The 18678-nt window shown below is 48.6% G+C and carries 8 protein-coding genes; 1 reads left to right on the forward strand and 7 read right to left on the reverse strand.

Features of this window, described 5'->3' with window-relative positions; translation table 11 throughout:
- Positions 1-8: 8 nt before the first annotated feature.
- Positions 9-1958 (reverse strand): autotransporter outer membrane beta-barrel domain-containing protein, encoded by a 1950-nt coding sequence (locus GO755_RS24225; protein WP_157587892.1) that lies wholly within the window; start codon positions 1956-1958, stop codon positions 9-11.
- Between the two features lie 236 nt (positions 1959-2194).
- On the opposite strand from GO755_RS24225, the gene GO755_RS24230 reads away from it, so the two are divergent.
- Positions 2195-5224, forward strand: a complete 3030-nt coding sequence (locus GO755_RS24230; RefSeq protein ID WP_157587893.1) for a tetratricopeptide repeat protein — start codon at positions 2195-2197, stop codon at positions 5222-5224.
- A gap of 666 nt (positions 5225-5890) precedes the next feature.
- Here GO755_RS24230 and GO755_RS24235 read toward each other — a convergent pair.
- From GO755_RS24235 to GO755_RS24260, 6 genes are all read right to left on the reverse strand, one after another.
- Complete coding sequence (locus GO755_RS24235) at positions 5891-6394, reverse strand: hypothetical protein (RefSeq protein WP_198174913.1); 504 nt, start codon at positions 6392-6394, stop codon at positions 5891-5893.
- An 82-nt stretch (positions 6395-6476) separates the two neighbouring features.
- Positions 6477-8408 (reverse strand): glycoside hydrolase family 88/105 protein, encoded by a 1932-nt coding sequence (locus GO755_RS24240; RefSeq protein ID WP_227687068.1) that lies wholly within the window; start codon positions 8406-8408, stop codon positions 6477-6479.
- A 12-nt stretch (positions 8409-8420) separates the two neighbouring features.
- On the reverse strand, positions 8421-12413 hold the full coding sequence (locus GO755_RS24245) for a fibronectin type III domain-containing protein (protein ID WP_157587894.1): 3993 nt from the start codon (positions 12411-12413) through the stop codon (positions 8421-8423).
- Positions 12414-12425: 12 nt separating this feature from the next.
- On the reverse strand, positions 12426-13727 hold the full coding sequence (locus GO755_RS24250; RefSeq protein WP_157587895.1) for an SGNH/GDSL hydrolase family protein: 1302 nt from the start codon (positions 13725-13727) through the stop codon (positions 12426-12428).
- A gap of 62 nt (positions 13728-13789) precedes the next feature.
- Complete coding sequence (locus GO755_RS24255; protein WP_157587896.1) at positions 13790-15283, reverse strand: RagB/SusD family nutrient uptake outer membrane protein; 1494 nt, start codon at positions 15281-15283, stop codon at positions 13790-13792.
- Positions 15284-15322: 39 nt separating this feature from the next.
- Positions 15323-18457: a SusC/RagA family TonB-linked outer membrane protein gene (locus tag GO755_RS24260; RefSeq protein WP_157587897.1), complete on the reverse strand. Its 3135-nt coding sequence runs from the start codon at positions 18455-18457 to the stop codon at positions 15323-15325.
- Positions 18458-18678 lie beyond the last annotated feature (221 nt).

The raw sequence follows: 18678 nt of genomic DNA on the forward strand, positions 1-18678 counted from the left end.
AATCAGTACTACTTAGGTTGGCTTGCTTTAGGCAACAGGATATTCATTTGTTGCTGCAGGATAGTTAGTTCCTGTTGCTGGGCGGCCATTGCTTTCTGCTGGGCAATCAGATAGAGCGTGAGTTCTTCGATTTTCTCCAGGAGTTTGGCGTTCAACAGGGCCGCGTCCATGCCCTGCCGGGTCATCTCCTGGGCCGAGGGAACGCCCGGCAAATGCTGGTTGACCGTAATGTACCGGGCCACTTCATCTAAAGAACGAAGGTGATAGGTTGGGGCAAACACCTTGTCGCTCCACTCGTTGGCCTGTGCCACCTGCACCCGGTAGTGGCTCAACACCACCCGCCCCTGGGCATCCACGCTCAGAAAACGGTCGGTGATGTTCACGGTAGGCGAACCGCTGCTCAGGTTCGCCAGTCGAAGTCCGCTTTGGCCTTCGGCTCCAGCTGTCAACACCAGATACTCCTGCTCGTCGGCCTGCAACTTCACCCGTTGGGCGAACTTTAAGCTACCGTGATTACGGATGTTGATAGTGCCACGAACGTCTAAGGGGTAGGCCGGAGCCGTCAGGCCAATGCCTACCTTGGTATTTTGGGCGCTGTCGCCCAGCACAATGGCGTTGTTGATGGCTACGTGGGCGTTGGCTCCGATGGCCGCTGCATTGGTCAAGTTGGTCAGGCCCGGAAGTGCATCAGCTCCGCTACCCAAAAAGATGTTGTTCGACCCCGTTAAATTGGTATAACCAGCACCATTCCCCAGAAATACATTATAATACCCTGTCGTGTTGGCATAGCCCGAAAAGGCTCCCAGAAAAGCGTTGTTTTGCCCAGTCGTGTTACTAAATCCGGTATAATAGCCTAGAAACGTGTTGCCCTGCGCTGTTGTACTATGGATACCAGCCTCACTACCCACGAATGTATTCCCCGAACCCGTGGTATTGGCGAAGCCCGTCTGATTTCCCAGAAAAGCATTGTCGCTACCCGTTGTGTTGGAAACCCCGGCCTGCATACCCAGAAAAGCATTGTTACTGCCCGTTGAGTTAGACGAGCCGGCATTCGTGCCCAGAAATGCATTATAAGAACCTGTGGTATTAGACGCACCAGCAGAAGTTCCCACAAACGAATTGCCCGAACCTGTTGTGTTGTAAAGACCTGTTTGGTAGCCCAAAAAGGCATTGCCGCTGCCGGTTGAGTTGGAATATCCCGTCTGAAAACCGACGAAGGTATTTTGTACAGCCGTAGTGCTGCTGAAGCCGGACTTTGACCCAATGAATATATTACCCGATGCGGTGTTGTTAAAACCCGCCGAATCACCCAGTATTACATTATAGCTCCCGGTCGTATTGGTATAATTAGCTGCTGCACCAAGGGCCACATTACCCGATCCTGTTCCGTTGCGATACCCTGCATACCGGCCAATAAGACTATTCTGATTACCTACCGTATTATTGGCTCCCGCCTGAAACCCCACAAACGAATTGTCGGAACCCGTTGAATTGGAGTAACCCGTATAGGTGCCCAGAAAGGCGTTGTTGGCCCCTTTGGTGTTGTTAAGGCCCGACTGAACTCCAAAAAACGCATTAGCACTCCCCTGCGACTGGATTGAACCAGCCTGATAGCCTACAAACGTGTTAGCAGTACCCGTCATGGCAGCGTTGCCCGCCCCCGGCCCAATCAGTGTGTTCAGCGTAGCGGGGGTAGGGGAGTTGGCCGTGTTAGCGACATAGTTGGTTTGGGCCTGAGCCGAAAAAAAAGACAGCCATAACAACCCGCTGCTATACAACAGGCGACGTAACCAGATCAGCCAGCTGGGACGGTCCGACGAAGTATCGCTACGCTTCTGGTAGTCAATCCACGGGTTGGGATACCCATTTCTGGCAATCGAAAAGAGGAAATAATTGGTACCGATGGCCAGTAGGCCACAAGGTATCGCTATTGACCGGCAAACGTTTCTCTTTTTCATGCGTGTTTTAGCAAAGGCAGTGCAAACGTACCGGGAACGCATTTCCCCCTGTTAACAGGCTGGTAACATCTTATAGCACTCCTGTAACATGCCTCAAAATCGCTTGAAAATCACGTCAAAACGCCCTGGCATTCAGGTTTTTGCACACCATTATCATTTTTGTGCCGATTTATAAATCATTTGTCAGATAGTCAGAATATGATGATACCTTACCGTCCCCTTGCACAACACGTACTATGGCTATACGTCTACTCATCCTGATTTTTGGCTTATACTTCCTGTCTCCCCCGCATCTGGTGACCGCCCAACAGAGCAAGCGCGACAGCCTCGACAATCTGCTCAAACATGCCGGCCCTGATACCAACCGAGTCCTTCTTCTGACCAAGGCAGTTGGTTTCTATTACACGTACAAACCCCAACAAGCCAAAAAATATGCCGATGAGGCTATGCAATTGGCTCAAAAGCTGGGTTATGGGCGGGGCATTGGGCGCAGCTATATTAGCCTGGGTATTTACAATTGGTTCCAGGGCAATTATCAGACCGGTATGGACTATACAAAAAAAGCGATCCCCTACTTTGAGGAGCTGAATGATGCAGATGGATTGGCATCAGCTTACGGAAACATAGGTATAAATTATAAAGGGATGGGGGATTTTTCGCATGCAACCGAGTACTCCTTTAAAAGCCTCAAACTGTGGGAAAAAGTAGGCAACCAGGCCCGAATCGCCTACCTCCTTAATAACATAGGCGTACTCTTAAAGGGCCAGCAGAAGTACGATCAGGCCCTTTATTACTTGCAGCAATCCTACACAAAAAGTGAAGGCATCGAACCCAACCATCAGGCGGGTGTTCTGGTGAACATGGCGTCGATTTGTATCTTGACAAAAGACTATACCAAAGCCATTAGCTATCTGACTCAGGCCCGAACCCGCTACGCAGCTCTTAACGAACCAAGTGGCCTGGTTATCTGCGATAACAACCTCGGCGAAACGTACTCCCGGCTGGGTCAGTACGCAAAGGCCGAACGGTTTCTCCAGCGGGCGCTGCAACTGGGTAGCCAAATCAACGACAAGGACAATATAATGGAGGTTCTGCTGGGGCTGGGTACTATGCGGTTAAAGACCGGGCGGGTCGCTGAGAGTTTTGCCTTTTTCGACAAAGTCTATGCGTTGGCCAGCGAGTCGAAAGACAACGAGAAACGATTGATGGTGTATAAAGGGCTGGCAACGGCCAACGCCCAGACCGGCAACTTTGCCAAAGCCTACCAGTTTCAGTCAAAATGGGTGGCCCTGAACGACTCCGTGTTTGGGGAAGAAAATGCCAAAAAAATTACCCGGATTCAGGCCGAGTACCAGTCGGAAAAGAAACAGGCCGAGATCGAACTGCTCAAAAAAGATCAGCAGGTATCGCGGTTGTGGCGCAACAGCATAGGTGCGGGCTTGCTGGCCCTGTTGCTCATTGCGGGGCTGGTGGTGAGTCAGCAACGGCTTAAAATTCATAGTAATCAGGTACTGCTGGATCAAAGCAAACTCGTAGCGGAGAAAAACAGTCAGTTAGAAATTCAAACGCATCTCCTGGAAGAGCAGGCAGTTACACTTACAGAGCAGGCTCACAAACTGAAGAATTTAGACGCGGTTAAATCCCGGTTCTTCACCAACATTACCCACGAATTTCGCACTCCGTTGACGCTGATTATGGGGACCATGAGTGCAAAAATGTATGAACTGACCAATCGCCCGGAAACTTTGCTGTATAAAAACGAGGCCACCGTCATGCAGCGCAATGCCCAGCGGCTCCTGCACCTGATTAATCAATTACTCGACTTGTCGAAACTTGAATCGGGTCGGCTCGATTTACAAACACAAACCAGCGACCTGCGCCCGCTGCTCAACGTGGTGTCGGCCTTGTTTTCGTCCTTAGCCAGTCAGCGGCATATTCGGTTATCGGTACACCTTTCGCCCTTTCCGCTGCCGGTGAATCACGATCCCGATCAGTTGGAGAAAGTAATGACCAACCTACTGTCAAATGCCTTCAAATTTACGCCCGATGGGGGCGAAATCACCCTCTCGGGCGGGTCGGTACAGATTCACGAACAGGCGTTTGTGGAACTGACGGTTGACGACACCGGCATTGGTGTAGCCCCCGATCAGGCGACACAGGTGTTTGAGCGGTTTTATCAGGGAACAGCCCCCCAGCAGGACCGGCAACCGGGCACGGGCGTTGGCTTGTCGTTGGTCAAAGAGATTGTGGAGTTGCACGGTGGTACCATCCGAATTGAACCCAAACCTACCCCTGGTGCCCGGGTTGTTGTTTGCTTGCCAATAGCCATCCAAACCGCTCCTGTCAACGAATTAGCTATCAGCGAATCGACTCCCAATCCGGTTACACTGGACACCATTTTCGAAGCAGATGACCCCTTGCCAATAGCTGAATCGGAAGTCATGGAATTGCGAAAATTCTCTACAAATCAGGTAGATACCAGCCATCAGCCGTTGTTGCTAATTGTGGATGACAATGACGACATCCGCCTATTTGTTCGGGAGCAGATGAGCCGAAATTACCGAGTGCTGGAAAGCGGAAACGGCCAGTCGGGGCTGCTTTCCGCCCAGGAAAATCTGCCTGATCTCATCATTAGCGATTGGATGATGCCCGACATGGACGGCCTCGAATTTTGTCACCGGATCAAAACCGACGATCGCACCAACCACATTCCATTTATTCTGCTAACGGCCCTATCGGCTCAGGACAAAAGGCTGACGGGCCTCGAAACCGGGGCTGACGACTACCTAACCAAGCCGTTCGATTCGCGGGAGTTGCTGGTCCGCACACAAAACCTGATTGCCAGCCGCCAAACGCTGCACGAACGATTTAGCCGCGAAATCAGGATTCAGCCCAAAGATATTACTGTTACCTCCGCCGACGAGAAATTCCTGATGCGGGTAATACGAATTGTGGAAGAAAACATGAGTAATGCCGAGTTCAGTGCTGAGCACTTCGGGCGCGAAGTGGGCCTAAGCCGGATGCAACTGCACCGCAAACTCCTCAGCCTGACGGGTCAATCATCGGGAGATTTTATCCGACAGATGCGGTTGAAGCGGGCCGCCCAACTGCTGGAAGGGCGGGCTGGTAACGTTTCGGAAATTGCCTACGGGGTAGGCTTCAATTCGTTGTCGTATTTTGCCAAGTGTTTCCGCGAACAGTTTGGAGTACTGCCCAGCGAATACCTGGGGCCAACCATATTGTCGGGTATGGGCGGCCTGGAGTAGTGTCTTGTACTGATTTTAACTGGACGTTTTTCTGAACAATTTTGATCGCCGATCAGGACAAGTTCGATAAATGATGTCAGAATCCCTTTTTGTGAACGATGACAAATGAACTAATTAGGAGAATCCGATCAAGGTAAGTTATAACTCAAAGTCGATAGGTGGCCTAGCTTTTGAGGCAACAAATTGAAGAGATAAATATTAATAAAAAGCGTTTCATTCTACTTCTTTTCGGATCGAAGTGCGCCAATCTGCTATGAATGGGATCACTTGCCCGTACTTTATTTCGAAAGAAATCAGGGCAGTTTATCCAAATTGCTCGTTTACAGACAATGGATTTTTGAGTTTTCTTACTCAGCGTAATGTAGTTATTCGATTGACAAAAGTGTCTGGTTAAAAGAACGGAGTCAATCAATTGTCTGATGGCAGATTTGGCGTGTTTCTTGCGAAGTTTACAAGTCAAACCAAACTATGATCAATAGTTTTCAGAACAAGTTACAACATGAGAATTCGAAAAATTCTAACCATAAAATAGACCCACTACTTCCTATTTTACTTTAACGATTTGCTGAGCGACGGCTTCTCCAATTCTATTTAAGCCGGCCTGACTGTAATGAATCTCGTCTGTCATCCAGTCTTTTTCGGGAAATTCCCCTGGATCAACAGAAACTACGTGGACGCCTGGCACTTGTCTGGCAACCTTACGCTGGCGTCTACACGGCGCTTTACCCGGTGTTCGGCCTTCTTAATCTTTTCGATTGTTGGACTGAACAAAAGAATTCGACCCTGTTCGGCCCAACTGCCGTACGTCTTTAATTCGGCTTTTTGATGACAGGAACTGCCTCCTCTCGCAGCAGAAACAATCACGATCGAATCTCCTGTAAGCGTATGTAAGGTGGTGGCTAGTGCTGGTGCAATGCTGCCCGTATTGGCCTTATTGAAATACTGATCATCTTGCCCGACAGGATCTTTCAATACCGACAGAGAATCCTTTTTTGTGTGATAATCGAAGCACATCGAGCATTGGTATTTCGCTGATGTCCGACTATCGCCCTGCCCAACAGCATTGCTTTGTCCAGCTAGTAAAAGCAGTCGTTGTTGAGCTTGGGTTGTTGTACGTGCCAACAAAATACTACTGACTATAAAGAGCGATGTATACAACATTGATTTCATGATGACTCTTTATGTGCTTTTTAGAAGGAATTTACAATGAAAAGGCAGTCATGAAATAAGAATTTTGCCGTGTGGAAACGATTTACGGCATTTGATACATGGAAAGGCCAGCGAATAATACGGCAAACAATCCATGTGTATCGTTATCGTAATACGGGCGATTGATATAATAGTTGACATCCTCAGAACACATAGTTCCCATGCAGATACGATGTACGGTTCCATCTGGTTCTATCGCTGTTTTAAGGGCCTCCCAACCTTTCTGAGCAATTCGTTTATAGGTTTTGGCGTTTAGCCAACCATAACGCACACCCCGGGCGATGGCCATGGTGAAAATAGCCGTACCCGAAACTTCTTTTGGTGAATCAGACCGATCCAATACATTCAACCAGAACCCACTTGCATCTTGTAATTTCACTAGTGCGGCTATATGCTTTTGATATTGAGCAAGAATCGGTTTGTACTGCGGGTGAGTTTTAGGCAGATTCATCAGCACTTCGGTCATGGCCCAGGTTGCCCAGCCATTCGCCCGTGACCAATGAGGAAGTTTAACCGCCCGTGCTGAGTAACGAGCATGCATATACAGATTCGCGGTTGAATCCCAGACCTGATTAGTAAACCCAATGAGCTGATTGGCCGCATCGTCCAGAAAGATTTTCTTCCTGGCTGGATCGGGCGTGTACAGAGCGGCCTGAACCAGAAATGGAATTCCCATAAACATGTCATCGGCCCAGGTCGTGTAGATTTCCGGCGTTACCCGTGTATAGATTCTCGAACCGGGGAGTCTGATCTGCTCATGCTGGGCATACTTCATCATCTTCTCAATGAACTGAGCATAGTCGTCCCGGTGAGAAAATGAACGAGTTTGTCGTAGTCGATAAATAAACGGTAGCGAAGGAGCCAGAGTAAAATCCAGCAATGGCGTATCAATTAGGTGATTATTAGCCGAATTAACGGCATTGAGTGCACCAACCTGATAACGAACAAAAGGAGCACTTTTCAAATGAAAATCGCAAAAATTGCTCGCGTAGTCATCATATTTTGTCTCGTGGGTAAGTTCAGCCAGTTGTTGCATCGCCCAGGCTGTCCCGCCATTGTGGTAATTCCAGTGGTAATTGGTACCCCAGGGTTGCGGATTGATTAGGTCGCCCAGAATATCAATTTTCGGAATTGTCCAGGTGACGGGACCACCCAAGCCAGGATACATAACGCCAAATTGCCTTTCTGCTTCGGGGGTATAAGGGGTGTCGATGCCCGTTCGCTGATCGTTCGTTATTGGATTGTCGAACGGGCCAATAATCAACCAGTTGGTCAACGAATTGATCGCTGTATCGACATTAGTCACGTTCGCCAGACCAAGTTGTGGATACGGATTCGTTGTCGGCAGTATGGCCCCTTTTTCGCTCGGTGGTTGCAGGTAAACGCGCCATTCCTTCCCTTGAGTCTCCGACTTAATAAGCAATTCATTGTTGCCTTTTCGAAGGGCCAGTTTTAGGGTATTAGGTAATTCAATACTGCGTTCTTCGTGCGCTAGCCGGATGGTATGATCTCCCCGCTTTACGTAAACCAGTTGCCCATTGAGCCAAATTTTACAGCCGTCATTGTGCTCGGTTTGTATCGTAAATTCCTGATCATCTGTCACGCTCAGGTTTGTAAAGGCGTAAGCTACAGCTGGCTTGCCAACGCCAAATGCTCGCCCAAAATCAACAAACTGAAGATCGTTGAAGGTATGATTGATAGGGCCTCTGACCAGTCTATAAGCAAATGGAGTATCTCGAATTAACTTATCGCCAATCAGCTTGACTACATCCAGCGGATTGGTCAGCGCGCTAATATTTTGTTGGCGGAGTTCTGAACCGGCCTGTTGTGCGGTTGAATTAATAGCAAACAGAAGCAAAAGGGATAGCAGGGCTGCCTGAATCAAGAGTTGATAATTCAGTCGAATACCATTTTTTTGGGCAATAGTCAGGACCATGCCTTTTCTGGAAGGCAATTGGAAAAGAAAGTTCACCATCGTTACGCGTAGTTAGTTAGGGGGAGCTGAGGCCGGATAGGTTAATATAGGCTTGGCGGCTTCTACAAATGGATTGTATTCATCGTAGCCATTTTCGTGACTGCGGGTATCCCTACGAAATGATTCATTTGGCTTAGGAAACCAGTTGATCATACGGGCCGGATCAGTATCACTCATCGTACTACGTTTACTGACACCATTGCCATTCGTGGCAGTAACCCAATACTCATAGACCTTGGCAGACTGAATGGTTTTGTCAAAAAAAACTCGTTCTGGCCCTGAATAGACGTTTATAACACGGGTCGAATCGCCATTCTTTTCGCGTCGGTAGAGCGAGTAGCGATTGGCCCCTAGAATTTGTCCCCATCGGATGGACACCCTTTTCCCCGATGGCTCAACCAGTAATCCCTCAGGCGCATGCGGAACCTGATCCGTGACGTAAATCGGGTACTCATCGGAAGGGGCGCTCCAGCCACCAGCTCCCTTACCCAGAATACGTACGTGTACTTTGGTACCATTCGTTAGACCCTGTAGTGGTAAACTGGTTTTTGGGAGGTTATCCGCTATGGTTCCCCAACTTACTCCACCGTCTTTGCTTAATTCAACGCGATATAGAGCGGCCCCCGGAATGGATTTCCAGGTAATAATAGCTCCCTCGCTTCGGTGAGTTGTACTGGTAATGGAAGTGGCAGCCGGAATAACACCCGTATTGGACCATTGCCAGGTATAATTGCCATTAATTAGTCTGACCTTCACTGCATTACCAGCTAGGTCTTGAGTTGGTAGCATCTTGCCATTCAGGTAAAATATCAAGCGTTTGGATTGTGGTTTAGTCAATACAAACGTAACCAGAACGGGTTCCTGTGCCTGAATGGACCCACTAAATCCATTGGTTTGCTGTTCGAGACTAAGGGCATTTTTACCGCTTTTCGTAAACGTGATCAGTAACCCTGGAATACCAATCTGTTTGCCGCTAAACAGGGCTGCTTTGTACGTATGATCCGTTCCCCGCTGGATAATCCCGGCCGTCCCCTGAAAGACCATTCCATCCAGTGAAACGGTTTTCTCGGCTGTCGACCGAAAGGCCCAGTCGACAGCTCCGGCATCTTTCGTTACAAGGCATCCGTAATCCGTTTTTTGGGCCTTCACGTCTGACTTGTGCGTAACTACCGTCAGGAAACTGCCTTTTCCATCATAATAACGGCCTTTTGTTAGCCGTTCGCCTTTATCATCGTGGTAATTACTCTTTGATGGCTGGATATCCGCATCTACAGGGACAACACCGGGCGATAGCTGCTGAATGATTGGAAAGTCGTCGTCTTTTCCCACAAACCAGGCAAAGCGGCCTTCCGTTTGCGGATTACTGACCTCATCAAAAATCAGAATATAATCGCCACCCGATTGCAGCACCGAACGGGAGCGGTAGTCAGGCAAGGCTTCTTTATTGGCGTTGATCTGGGCAAATTGGGCAAAGCCGAAATTACTTAACGGTTCGGCCAGATCGTTGGGCCCAACGCTTCGATAAACTCCCAAATGTCGGTAGCCGCCTGGCTTTTTTACACCAAAATTGGTACATCGCTCCACATCGCCGAACGGGCCATCGCCAACATCCTCCGGCCCGTTATGGCTATAGCGTTTTCCGTTGGCGTAATAATAAATAACCCCATTCCCCCCTTGCGCTGCTCGGCCCCAACGGTAGTTAGGTCCTTCGTCGATCTGTTGCAGGTGAACATACATTTCGTGAGTTGTACCAAATCCGTGACGTAGCGTAAACCCATAGCCCGTATACTTGGCTGAGCGCAGGTGTGGATTCGTGCCCTTATTATCTTTCCATTCGCTATCAGTAATACTGCCCCACGGATCGACACGACCATTTACATACTCAAATCCTTTATCGTCGGGCGAGGTAACCCAGAATAAATGCTCAGCTGTTAATGGATCGTAATAGACCATCTCCTGCCCCAGCATTCTCAGTAAGTTGGATGGAGTTATGCCGTGTGCATGAGCACCCTGTGGAGGGTTAACACGCTTGTTTCCGGCACTTTCCAAAGGAGAGGTCAGACCGTTTAGTAGCCAGTTGGCATATTGTGATAGGTTGGGTTGCAAGATCCGGTTTCGACCGTCGTACTGATGATGCAACAGATAACTCGTGCGTAAAGTTGGCTTCAGGAACGCCCAGGTATAGGTACCAATGTTTTCCGTCCAGCGACCACCCGTTGCCTGCCAGGCTGGTACGTCGGGACGAACGTGGTACTTGAAATTTAAGGCAATGGATTTTTCAAAATGGTCGGCCATATCCCTGGCCTGAGGGTGATTCGGAAACATAGCCGCAGCCAGTCCGGGAACCCCTTTGATATCGGCCAGAAAATTAGGATGGCCACTCAGCATGGTACGAATCGGCATTAGCGATTCATCCATAAACACTTGATTCATGAAGAGGAAGGCCGCTCGGTTTTGCCGTGCCTGCTCCGGCTGCATCATCTGCCGATACGCATCCCATCTCGGCATAATGGTTTCGTAATAGATGCGGGTGCCAACCGGACTAGGTCCAGTTGATCGTTCTGAATGATCAGCCACTAAGTCTAGCTGACTGGCAAATGTTTGAACCAAACTGGCGACTTCCGTACTGGCTTTTTCAGCATTCGGCCTAAAGAAAATGGGCGATAGATTTTCTTTTCCAGGATAGTTCAATACCCAGTTTTTGACTTTATCCAGCGAAATCCAGCCGTACCATCGACGTAGGTAATCAATATAGACAAAAGGCGTATTGGTCTTATTGACAACATCGACATCTTTCTGGTGCGGATAAATGGCCAAGCCCGTTGAGCGGGTTCCTGTTACGAGCGGAAAGCGCCAGTATAGCACCTCGTTGCGACGAAAAAACTGGATACACAGTTTCTCGTTCGACCCCCATAAGGCATAATCACCGTCATTCCATTTTTCCATCTCGTTGATGAAAAGGCCAATGGACTGATTCTCGGATTCATTCCAGAACGCGACTGTATGGAGGTTCCACCAGCTTAGCCAATTATCGTAGGGAGTAAGCTGAAAAGGGAGTTTTCCATTCGCCTGACTTTGTTGATCGTAAGGAAGCAGCGGATGTTTCTTGGCCGACGTGTCTATTGGGCCACCACCGATTGGTTCCCAGGCAAAACTAGTGTAACCCTTTGACGATGGGTTGACGGGCGCCCCAGGACGATTTGGGGTGTAACGAAAGTCTGGTTTGAGATGATCCCAAACCAATTGCCAGGCAAGTGAATCGTTCGGGCTAAAGCCTTGCATGCGCTCATCCAGTTCCAGAAAATCCATGCCTGCCACTAGCCGGATAGTAGCCGTATACCGTTTTATTTTACCGAATGTGTAAGCCAGCTTATATTCAGCCAGTAGCGGCCCAATGCTGCCTTCGGTTACGGTTAGTGAAGTAGGTTTTAAGCCAGCAGTCAAGACGCCACTACCGAGCCATGTTGTTGCATTTCCTACCCGCAGCATAGGTGGAACAGGTTTTGACGAATTGGTCGTTAAGGGTAATTCCGCCCGTACAAAGCCATTTGAGAGCACCAGCGTCTTGGCATTTTTTTGGATCGATACAACCGAAATATTCTCTAAGGTAGCAGGTTTAGCTGAGCCCTTTTCACTCGTGAGTCGAAATGTTTTCGTCGAACCAGATGGTAAATCGGTCAGGAAATATAGCGTTGCCTTTCGTACGCTTCCGCTGGTTAGCTGAACGTCGGTCAATTGAAAAGGTACTTCGGCTCCTGTTCCGGCATCGCGTAAATGTAAACTCCTTAATGCTACTCCGGCTTCCTTAAAATCAAGGTTATACCGAAGCCGGGTTAGCGGCCAGTTCATTTTAGGATGGTTTAGCTCGTCTCGTAGCTGAATCAAAAGCCCCTGTTGCTGCCAGTTTGCTGGCGCGACTAAAACGGTCGGAGCTGCTTGCGCAAATAGCCAGACTGGGCTTACCAGCAGCAACTGAATACAGAAAATACGGCAAAAAAAAAGCATAGTGCTACGTGTTCAGTCCCAGTGAAGGGATTCTAATTTGCCAATCAGGAGAAGATTGCTGAGGTACCAGTTATTTTCGGCGTAACGGCTGGGATCGTCTATTTTGATGTTTCGCTTTAGAATAATGGCCGCCTTGTCGAATGGGGTTCCTGGCACGCGAACGGTTACCTCATGTACACTATCGCTGAGCCCTTCCAGATAAAAACTGCTCTTTCGGTAATAATGACAAAATTGGTCGAAGCGTTGAATGTCCTTTTTTACCCCATCTAAGGTTACGTCCAGCATCCCTGATTTCGGCCCGATTACATCATAAAAACCCAGCGTAGTCCCTTTGAATCGAATGCGTAGAACAGCCTCTAGTGAGCTTACTTTGTAAATGGCAGGCATGAAACTGGAAAACAACTTCACTAGTTCATGATCGGCAGGAAGCTTTTCCCAGTGGGCCGAGGGAGGTAATTCCGAAAGTGTAATTAACTGGGCTGGCTCCCAATTATCAGTCGCTAATGGAGCAGGCAAACCATGCGTGTTTTTACCATGTATAGGTTCCATTGCTTCCAGATATTTGCGCACGACGCTGGCGTAAATCGGATGGCCCGACTTGGATAATGGGTGAGTTCGATCTGTCGTAAAGACAATCTTGCCCGGATTTTCCTCGGGCTTTCCCGTGAAAATCAGCGCCCCTTCTGTTGCCAGTCGAGCCACTTCTACGCCCATGTTAATGGATGGAATCTGATAGCGATTGGCAATTTCTTCCATCGTTTGCGCCGTTACCTGGTAGCGACCTTCCTGTAAATCCTTTAACTGATTGGCCGACAGCGTGTACACAAAACAGATATCGGTAGCAGGGTTGGCTTCCCAGATTTTCCGAACAATCCCTTCCATTGACTGGGTAATCTGGTGAGGAGAACGACCAGAATCATTGACGGCAAATTCCACAAAAACCAGATCTGGCTTGCGAATCAATACATCATGATCAATTCTGAAAACACCCAGATTTGAGCCCGTACCACCGATGGTTGCATTGATTTCGTTGAACGAATTATGGGGGTAATTAATGCGGAGCCAGTTAAACGTTAGGCTCCGCCATCCCTCGTCGGCTTCTGTAATACTACCCCCGATATAGGCCACGTTGATTTCACGCCCTTCCTTTATTTTCTGAAAGAAATTCGGCAGACCACCCCGTTGATGAAATTCGGGAGTATCCGTTAACCTGCCTTGAGCCAGAGATGCTTTTGTTGATAATGGCTTAGGGCAACTCCCGCTCAACAGCACCGTGATAACCAGCAGGGGTAAAATTAGAGTAGTTCGATTCATGTTACTAACGTTGCTTTAGACTGTAAGGCAGGGAATGAGGTAGGCCATACCGAGTAGTTGAATCAGTAGCCGGGGTTCTGTGTCAGAATAGGATTATACTGGATTTCTGCCAGCGGGATAGGAAACAGCATTTGGGATTGTTGCACCTGAACAATGGCCCCACCACTTTTAACGAAAAGCCCTTTATTTGGCACGTCTACCGTATTCGGAACCGATGAATACTTTGTATAAAACGCATTCATAACTGGAATAAGCCGATTGGTTCTAACCAGGTCGAACCATCGATGGCCCTCGAAGCTAAATTCCAGGCGCCGTTCGGTTTCAATGGCTAATCGAAGATCACTTTGGGACAAACCAGTCAGATTGGGTAATCCTGCTCTTGCCCGAACCTGATTGATGTAGGGTAGCGCATCGGTTGGTTTGCCCAGTTCGTTCAAGGCTTCAGCATGCATCAACAACACATCGGAATAGCGGAGTACAATCCAGTCATTATCACCATCATTGACGGCATAGGGTGGGCCATTAATGATGTATTTCCGGGTGAAATAATCAGCCTGTCCACTTTTGGTGTAATAGGTTGTTGAAAAAGTAGCTCGTTTATCGGCACCAGCATAGGCCGTATACAAATCCAGCCGTTGAGCGACCCCGCCCAATTGAACAATGTCGGCTCCAGAAAAAAGCGGCTCAAAGGCACTGGCAAACGTACTGCCGAGCCCAATGCCACCCGCCAGATACCGTACGGCGTAGACAATTTCTTTATTCATTTCATTGGCAGTGGAAAAAATATCACCGTATGACGTGGTTATCAGACTATTCACCGTAGCGAATTTTCCTGCTGTCGGCGTTCCCGGAATGAGTTCTCCTAGTTTGGCTACGGCTTGTTCGTAATTCTGCTGGGTGAGATAAACTTTCCCGAGTAAAGCCTTAGCGGAAACGCTCGTTGGACGGCCCAGATCGGCATTCGCGTAGGTCGTGGGCAATACCGCTTCGGCTGCTTTTAAATCCAGAATGATCTGATCATATACTTTGGCGGTGGGTGTTCGGCCATAGGCATACGCTGCCTGATAGTTGTCGCTAAGATCATCCGTGACGAGCGGAACATCCCCCCAGATGCGTACCAGGTTGAAGTAGTTCAGAGCCCGGATAAATTTCATTTCAGCCAGATAGCGATTTTTTAGTGTCGTGTCCATCTTCACCGCTCCGGCCTTCGCTAGTACGGTATTGGCCCGGCTGATGCATTTGTAGGAGCTGGTCCACATGGCTTGCAGGTTCGCATTACTGGGATCGACGTTGTAAATATTAAAGAAGTAATGCGCGTTGGCCGAAACAACTTCGTAAGCGTTATCGGTAGATAGCTCCCCGAACACAAAATAGGTAGGGTTATAAATGGATAGTAATCCATTATATACCGCATTGACAGCCGCCGTTACATTTGCCTGCGACGTAAATAAGTTATCCGTCGGGATTTTGGTGGGATCTGTCAGGTCCAGAAAACTGTCTTTACAGGAAGACAGCAGGGTAATCAGGAAGGAAAGAACCAGAATATATCGTTTCATTTTGGATAATGAGTTTTTAGTCCGAAATACGGCGTATTGTTATAAACCAATGAGCAAGCCAGCGGTGATCGTCCGGGCCAGCGGATAGGCACTGGCATCATAGCCATACGTAGGACTGGTAGTATTACCGTTATCGTTAGCCTCGGGATTATAGCCAATGTATTTGGTAAACGTGAACAGATTTTGCCCACTCGCGTAGATCCGTATGTTTTGCAATTTCAGTTTATTGGTAAGGCCTTTTGGAAGGGTATAACCCAGCGTTACCGTTCTGATTCGCAGAAACGAGGCATCATAAATGTAGCGGGTAGAGAAGTTGTTGGAGCCGCCCGATGAGGTTATGGTGGCTCGGGGTTGCCAGCCATTGCCTGGGTTATCGGGCGATTCCCACCGGTTCGCCACATCCGAGATGGAGTTGGCATTCCCATTGAAATAATAGCCTGCCCGCAGCCACTGGGCTGCTATTTTATTGCCTTGTGAACCCTGAACGATAACATTCAGATCAAAGCCTTTGTAACTGAAGGTATTAGTCAGTCCGTAAGTAAAGTTGGGAATGGGATTGCCCAGATATGTCATATCGTTCGCGTCGATTTTCCCATCCTTGTTTATATCTTCGTATTTAATATCGCCCGGTTTTGAGCCACCGTTTGCCCACTGTGGCCCTGCGTTCACTTCCTCCTGATTCTTGAAAACGCCAGTCTGTCGGTAGCCATAAAACTCACCTAAGGGCTGCCCCGCTACGACAATCACGTAGTTGTTGAAACCACCTGCGCTATAGTAAATGGGGTTTGCGTTAACCAGCGAGACGACCTTGTTTCGATTGAAGGAAATATTGGCATTGGTCTTCCAGTTGAATGCACCGGTTATATTCTGCGTGGTCAGCACGAACTCCAGTCCTTTGTTCTGAATCTGGCCGATGTTCTGCACAATCGTGGCCGCTGTACCAACAATGGCGGGTACGTTCCGGTTATTGAGCAAATCGGTTGTGATTCGGTAATAGGCATCAGCGGTGAAGTAGATTCGGTCGTGGAACAAGCCCAGTTCGAAGCCCAGATCAACCTGTTTGTTGGTTTCCCAGGTTAAACCGGTATTGGCAATATTACTAGCAGCATAGCCATAGGCTCGCGTACCTAAGCCAGCTCCAAAGTCGTAATTATACTGGGTTGCATAGCTTTGGGCGGAATAATCACCGATGTTGTAGTTGCCGGTCAGGCCGTAGCTCCCCCGAATTTTCAACTCGCTAATGCTGGAAAGTCGCTGGAGAAATGGTTCCTCCGTTACGCGCCACGCAACAGACGCCGATGGGAACAGAGCATACCGGTTATTGGTACCAAACCGCGAGGAGCCATCCCGACGAATAGCGGCCGAAACAATGTATCGGTCTTTGAAGCTATAATTAATCCGACCCAATGCCGATACCAGCGTATTTTTGGAATAGGTATTGGTGCTGATGGTTTGCCCGGCTCCACTTACATTTTGGACCAGATCATTGATAAAGGTGCCCGTAACGCCGGAAATGACGTTCGAATTAGCAACGGCCGACTGTGCGGAATAACCGGCCAATAGTGCAAACGAGTGGTCTTTAGCCACTGTTTTTGTATACGTAATCGTATTTTCCCACAGCCAGTTACTGGTCGAGCCAACTCGTTTTGCCGCAGCAATCCCAGCGGCTAATGGGTTACTCAGGTTTGCCGATGGTGCATTGCCACTGGGCAAGGTCGCTGGAGAGAACTGCTGACGGGTTTCATTGATAAACTCCATGCCGAAACTAGTCTTCGCTTTCAGACCATCAATAATTTCCCATTCAACAAACGAGTTGCCCAGAAAACGTGGGTTACTGCCCCGATCCTGGTATAAATCCAGTGCGGCTGTTGGACCTCTGAAATTGGGCGAAATGGAATTAGCTCCCTGGGTCAGCGGATAGTTCAACGTATTTGCATAGTCGCCGTTGGGTAGTTTAACCGGGAAAACTCCCGGCGTTTGCAGGGCAAATGTAATTGGATCGTTTCCCGCAGAAATTACGCTTGCGTCGTTTGTACCCGCTACCGTCTGATATTGCGTATTCGTGAGTGAAGGTGCCAGATTCAAACCGAACTTTACCCTGGATGTTAGTTGGGCATCCAGGTTTGCCCGTAAGGTAAATCGCTCATAACCAGTGCTGCGCAGAATGCCATCCTGTTTGAGGTAAGCCCCCGACACATTGAAACGGAACTTTTCGGTACCGCCCGAAGCCGATAGTTCGTGCTGTGTCATGGCGGCTGTTCGGAAGATTTCTTTTTGCCAGTCTGTATACGGTAAATTAGCAGGTGGGTTATCGTAGAAGGCATAATAGTTCAAACCAGCATTCACGGCTGACTCCTTGGAGAAGGCGATAAACTGCGGGTTGTTCATCATCGAAATTTCTTTGGGTAACTGCTGGAAACCCGTGTAGCCATGATAGTTGATACGGGTTTGGCCTTCTTTTCCGCGCTTGGTGGTGACGATAATAACGCCATTACCCCCTCGTGATCCATAGATGGCCGCAGCCGCTGCATCTTTCAGGACTTCAATCGACTGAATATCCCCAGGGTTTATCTGATTGAAGTTATCGGCACTGGCAAGCGGATAGCCATCCACGACATATAACGGACTGTTTCCCGCGCCTAACGAGCCAATGCCCCGGATGCGAATAACGGGAGCTGAGCCGGGCTGACCACCTGCCTGTGCAATGTTGACACCCGCCACCTGACCCGCCAGCGCCTGAGCAGGATTGGCAACCGAAATTTCCTTGAGCTGACTTCCCGAAACCGAACTGATGGCTGTGGAAAGAAACTTGCGCTGCTGTTCGCCATAACCAACAACGACTACTTCGTTCAGCGTTTTGTTATCCGTAGTGAGTACAATATCCAGTTGAGTCCGGTTAGTAACGGCCACTTCTTGCGGCATATAACCGATATAAGAAAAAATAAGTATACTATTCCCGTCCGGGATTGGTAATTGATAAGTGCCTTCGGAGTTGGTGGTCGTTCCGGTTGACGTTCCTTTCAACACGATACTGACGCCAGGAAGGACGCCCCCATGATCGGCGGTTACTTTTCCTGTAACGGTAAATAGTACTGACTGACTAAAGCTTACATGAACAAGCAGACTAAGTATGGTCAGTAGCAGCAAACCAGGTGTTCGGAAACTTTGCATCATAAGTAGAAAGAATAAGGGGGTTATGACTAGATCAGCAGCAGATTCAGTTTGGCGAATCCAGAACTCAACGACATAGAATTGTTTTGTTATATCATTGAATAGTATAAAATTCACCAGCAAAGTACGCCTGTTGGTTTAGCAACAGCGGGGAGAGATGTTGCAGGATTGTGTCGAAATGTTGCAGGATATTAGAATAGCTGAATTTGAGTGCGGATTTGCAA

The organism is Spirosoma arboris (assembly GCF_009754945.1).
Classification (GTDB): domain Bacteria; phylum Bacteroidota; class Bacteroidia; order Cytophagales; family Spirosomataceae; genus Spirosoma; species Spirosoma arboris.